At 70.9% G+C, this 1283-nt stretch carries 1 protein-coding gene; it reads left to right on the forward strand.

The genetic code is table 11. The features are described from left to right. On the forward strand, positions 1-1275 hold a 1275-nt coding region (locus ACIGXE_RS37755), incomplete at its 5' end, for an NF041680 family putative transposase (protein WP_399754695.1). Positions 1276-1283 lie beyond the last annotated feature (8 nt).

A 1283-nucleotide genomic window follows, 5' to 3' on the forward strand; every position in this document is an offset into this window, starting at 1 on the left:
CGCGGGCACGGCGGGCTCTACGACGCTCTGGCCGCGGGCCGGGTCGATGTCGCCCGGCTTCGGCGAGCCCTGGCGACGGTGTCGCTGCCGCGGGCGGCGGACGGCCGGCTGGTCCTGGCCGCCGACATCACCTGCTGGCTGCGGCCCAGTGCCCACACCTCACCGCAGCGGATCCTGTGCCACACCTACGGACGCGGCAAGGACCAGCACATTCCCGTTCCCGGCTGGCCCTACTCGATGATCTGCGCGCTGGAGACCGGCCGCAGTTCCTGGACCGCGCCGCTGGACGCCCTGCGTCTGGCACCGGGCGACGACGCCGCCACGGTCACCGCCCGGCAGATGCGCGAGCTGGTCGAGCGGCTGATCGAGGCCGGGCAGTGGAAGGACAGTGACCCGCAGATCCTGATCGTGGTGGACGCGGGATACGACGTGCCCCGCCTGGCCTTCCTCCTGAAGGATCTGCCGGTGCAGGTGCTGGGCCGGATGCGCTCGGACCGCGTCCTGCGCCGAGCAGTGCCGCCCCGTGAGCCCGGTGTCCGAGGCCGTCCGCCTCGCCATGGCGGCGAGTTCGTCTTCGGTGACCCGGCCACCTGGAACACCCCGGACGCGCAGACGGTGACCGCAACCCGTCTCTACGGCACCGCCACCGCCCGGGCCTGGGACCGGCTCCACCCGAGACTGACACACCGCTCGGCCTGGACCGCCCAGCTGGGCGCCCTGCCGGTCATCGAGGGGACCGTGATCCGCCTGCAGGTCGAGCACCTGCCCAGCGGCGCGACACCGAAGCCGGTATGGCTGTGGTGGTCGAGAACAGACGCCACCCCCGCCGACATCGACTTGCTCTGGCAGGCATTCCTGCGGCGCTTCGACATCGAGCACACCTTCCGCCTGTTCAAGCAGACACTGGGCTGGACCTGCCCGAAGATCCGCACCCCCGAAGCCGCCGACCGCTGGACCTGGCTGATCATCGCAGCGTTCACCCAACTACGGCTCGCCCGCCCGCTAGCGGCAGACCTCCGGCGACCGTGGGAGACACCCAGCCCGCCCGACAGACTCACCCCCGCACGAGTCCGCCGCGACTTCCGGCACATCCGCCCCAAGGCCGCCTGCCCGGCCCGAGCACCGAAAACTCCGCACCCCGGCCCAGGACGCCCGCCAGGAAGCAAGAACACTCGGCCGACCCCACGCCACGACGTCCACACAGTCCGCAAAACAGACACCACGAAACCGAAGGCGAAGAAGTCAACGACCCCACGGCCTCGCCGCACAGGTTAAAGATCAAG

The organism is Streptomyces sp. NPDC053431, from assembly GCF_044544925.1.
GTDB lineage: Bacteria > Actinomycetota > Actinomycetes > Streptomycetales > Streptomycetaceae > Streptomyces.